The 3,653-nt window shown below is 67.3% G+C and carries 4 protein-coding genes and 1 pseudogene; all 5 read left to right on the top strand.

From position 1 onward, the window contains the following. Positions 1–315 (top strand): annotated as a pseudogene (locus ACFE7U_RS17375) (hypothetical protein); the annotation flags it as partial. A 291-nt stretch (positions 316–606) separates the two neighbouring features. Beyond that, positions 607–924: a hypothetical protein gene (locus ACFE7U_RS17380; RefSeq protein WP_375410961.1), complete on the top strand. Its 318-nt coding sequence runs from the start codon at positions 607–609 to the stop codon at positions 922–924. A gap of 525 nt (positions 925–1,449) precedes the next feature. Next, positions 1,450–1,713 (top strand): hypothetical protein, encoded by a 264-nt coding sequence (locus tag ACFE7U_RS17385; RefSeq protein ID WP_375410962.1) that lies wholly within the window; start codon positions 1,450–1,452, stop codon positions 1,711–1,713. A 73-nt stretch (positions 1,714–1,786) separates the two neighbouring features. Further along, positions 1,787–2,848 (top strand): SDR family oxidoreductase, encoded by a 1,062-nt coding sequence (locus tag ACFE7U_RS17390; protein ID WP_375410963.1) that lies wholly within the window; start codon positions 1,787–1,789, stop codon positions 2,846–2,848. Positions 2,849–2,951: 103 nt separating this feature from the next. Continuing rightward, positions 2,952–3,563: a phosphatase PAP2 family protein gene (locus ACFE7U_RS17395; RefSeq protein WP_375410964.1), complete on the top strand. Its 612-nt coding sequence runs from the start codon at positions 2,952–2,954 to the stop codon at positions 3,561–3,563. Positions 3,564–3,653: the final 90 nt, after the last annotated feature.

Consider the following 3,653-nt stretch of genomic DNA (forward strand, 5'->3'; position numbering starts at 1 on the left):
TGCAGGAGGACCATCACGGCCGCTCATGGCACCGGGGACGGAGTGACGATGCGCGCGATGCTGCTCGGGGCGATCCTCACGCTCATGTCGACCGCGGCCTTCGCGGCCTGCACCTGCTCGTGCGTGGCCGGCAGCGCCGTGAGCACGTGCTCGAGCCCGCTGGACATCCCGACCCTGTGCCAGCGCATCTGCCTGCCGTCGGTGCTCCCGCCAGGGAGCCCCAGATCCTCGGGCGACCTGGGAGGCGACAGCGACGGTTTCCAGGAGCGGGGCGGACGCCGCGACAACGTCACCGGCGGTCAGGAATCCCAGTGAGCGACCCGCCTCGCGCAGTGCGCGTGAGCCGCCGGTCGTCCTACGCCCCGGTCGAACCGATCTCGCCGGTTTGCCGCTAAAGGGCGAGGCGCTCGATGATCGATCGCACGGCCGTCATGGTTGGCCGGTCTCGTCGATGGCTCATCCTGGTCGCCGGCTTGGTCCGCACCGCCGATCATCGACCCACCCGTCTCTCTCGGGTAGACGACATTGTTCCAAAGACGTTCAGCTGCCTCCAGCTAGACGTCATGCGACCAACAGCGGAGATGGGAGAGATCCATGAAAGCTTCGATGAGACGATCGTTCCGCGTCGCCGGCCTGCTGCTCGGCGGGTTCACCGCGAGTGCGGCCGGAGCGGCTCCGGGCGTGACCACGGCAGCGCATGGGTTCGGCATCGGGACACTGACATCGCCGGTCGCGATGTGCGGCTATTCCTGCCGAAGCGGCGGTCGATACATTCCGGGTCCTCCGGGCGTCTGCGCCGACGAGGGACTGAACTATTGCGGCTCGTCACGCGATGCCGGACCGCCACGTCGCTACTACGACGACCGCCGTGGGTATGACGGTCCTGGGTATGACGGTCGCCGGGAGCGTTACGAACGGTACTGAGGCGCTCGGCCGGCGGCTCCCTGGGTGCCTGAAGCCCCATCGAGCCGTCCGCCTGCGACCCCGCACCTCCGCGCCGGTCCGCGACGGACGTGGAACGGCGTCGAAGCCCGTCGATTCCGCATGGACGACGACCTGCACGCATCCACCGCAGCGCGCAGGCTGAGAATCACGCCCTGGAATAGGCTCGTGCAGTCCGCAAGAGCCTCACCGTGGCCGCGGTTTCGGTACTGTGATCGTCACCATTTTCCCCGTCACCGGATCGAGTATCGTCATCGGATAAACTCCCAGAGTAACGATAGGGGATCTGATTCCGCGAATGGGGCGAAACTTGGTCCATTACTTAGCTATCCACAATTGCCATGTCCCTTGATCTAGCCCCCGCGCAGGCCGCACGAAGCCGATTGTTGATCTAGGTTGGGGAAAGCGGGGAGCCATCTCGAACGGCGGTAGAAAATCGTACGATCCGCGCCAGTTAGGGGAGGATCGCGATCCAGAACCCCTGTGGGCAACCGAGGACTTGTTATCATGGCATCGAGGACGGACGATCTTTCCGACAAGGCGCTCTCGATCTTTGCCTTCGCAGCCTACCACCGGCTGCTGAGCGGCGAGCGCGTCCTGTCGGTGATCCGGAAGGACGGCAAGGGCCACGAGCCCGATCCGGCCGGAGTCGCCGAACTCGAGCAGAAGGGCCTCGCGACGAGCACGCCGGAGGATATTTCGTTCACCGAGGACGGGGCGGACTTCGCCGAGGCGGTCGTCGAGAGCATCCGGCGCGAAGCGGGACGGTGATCGTTCCGGCACTGATTGCCGGGACTTCCCCGCGGCCTCAGCGTCGCGGCCACGCACGAAACGGAGAGCCATATTGGCACGTAACGCACTCGTCGTCGGAACCAGCGGAATCGTCGGCAGCGCCGCGACGGCCTTGCTCCTGTCGGAAGGCTGGGAGGTTCACGGCCTGGCGCGGAACCCGACCGATATGCCCGGCGTGCGCCCGGTCGCCGCCGATCTGCGGGATCAGGCGGGCGTCGCCCAGGCGCTGCGCGACGTGAGGCCTGAGGCGGTGTTCATCTCGACCTGGGCACGCCAGGCGACGGAAGCCGAGAACATCCGGGTCAACGCCGCCATGGTCCGCAACCTCCTCGACGGTTTGCGCGGGGGCGGCACCACGCGCCACGTGGCCCTGGTGACGGGGCTGAAGCATTATCTCGGCCCGTTCGAGGCCTACGGGCAGGGCGCGCTCCCCCAGACCCCGTTCCGGGAGGAGCAAGGACGCCTCGACGTCGAGAATTTCTACTACGCCCAGGAGGACGAGGTGTTCTCCGCCGCGAAGCGCGACGGCTTCACCTGGAGCGTCCACCGCCCGCACACGATCATCGGCAAGGCGGTCGGCAATGCCATGAACATGGGCACCACACTGGCTGTCTATGCCGAGCTTTGCCGCCGGACGGGTCGTCCGTTCCGTTTTCCCGGTTCCGCCACCCAGTGGAACGGCCTCACCGACATGACGGACGCCCGCCTGCTGGCGCGGCACCTGCTCTGGGCCACGACCGAACCGCGCGCTGCCGACAATGCCTTCAACGTGGTCAATGGTGACGTCTTCCGCTGGTCTTGGATGTGGGAGCGCATTGCCGGCTGGTTCGGGATCGCGGCCGCACCGTTCGACGGCACTGTCCGGCCTCTCGCCGAGCAGATGGCCGACGACGCTCCCCTGTGGGCACAGATTGCTGCGGAGCACCGGTTGGCGGAACCCGATCTCGGCCGGCTCGCATCGGCCTGGCACACGGACGCGGATCTCGGCCGCCCCATCGAGGTGGTGACCGATATGGGCAAGAGCCGGAAGCTCGGCTTCACCGCCTACCAGGCGACCGACGACGCATTCTTCGACCTGTTCGCCCGTCTTCGTGCCGACCGCCTGATCCCCTGACCCCGTCCGCAGTCGGGTGCGCGGACGCATCGGGTCCTGATCCGTCTTCTCACCTTCTCCGGCGCCGAACGCGAACGTTCGCCCCGGTTCGGCGTTTATGGCCATGCTTGAGAAGAAACACGCCTCGTACTCGCGATACGCCCAGCGTTGCGAGGAAGCCGACATCAGGCTCGGCGTCGCTCTCGCCGCCGGGAAGGATCATGCTGGCATCCGGTCTCTCGCGGCGCTGAGCGAGGTTGGGGGCTGGAAATCGATTTTCGCGCTCTCGGCCGGAACGGTGACCTGGGGTCTTCTCAGCGGAAACCCACGGCTCGCCTCGGCCGGCCGCCGCATGCTCGGCGCCAGCATCCTTGCGAGCCTCGCCAAGACGTCAGCGAAGCATCTCGTGCATCGCACTAGGCCGAACGTCCTGATGGAGACCGGCCTCTACACGAGGGGCAGGCTCGGTCCGAATGTCGGTCCTTGGCAATCCTTCCCCTCGGGGCATTCCGCCCTCAGCGTCGCAGCCGCGCGCGCCCTGGGTCGCGCCTATCCGGAGATCCGCGGGGCCGCCTATGCCGGAGCCGCGGGAATCGTGCTCGTTCAGGTCCTGCGCGGCGCTCACTTCCCATCCGACGTGATCGCGGGCTCGCTCATCGGGCTCGCCGCGGAGGCCGGCACGAACGCCCTCGCCCCTCGTTCCATGCCGCAGGCCACGGGCGGAACGAACGGCTGAGGCCGTCCGGCGAGCCGCCATGGCGTGGTCATTCCGGGTCCTTGCGCGCGCCGGTGGCGACGATCGTCATGGCCTCGTCCGGCAACGGCC

The organism is uncultured Methylobacterium sp. (assembly GCF_964251405.1).
Lineage (GTDB): Bacteria > Pseudomonadota > Alphaproteobacteria > Rhizobiales > Beijerinckiaceae > Methylobacterium.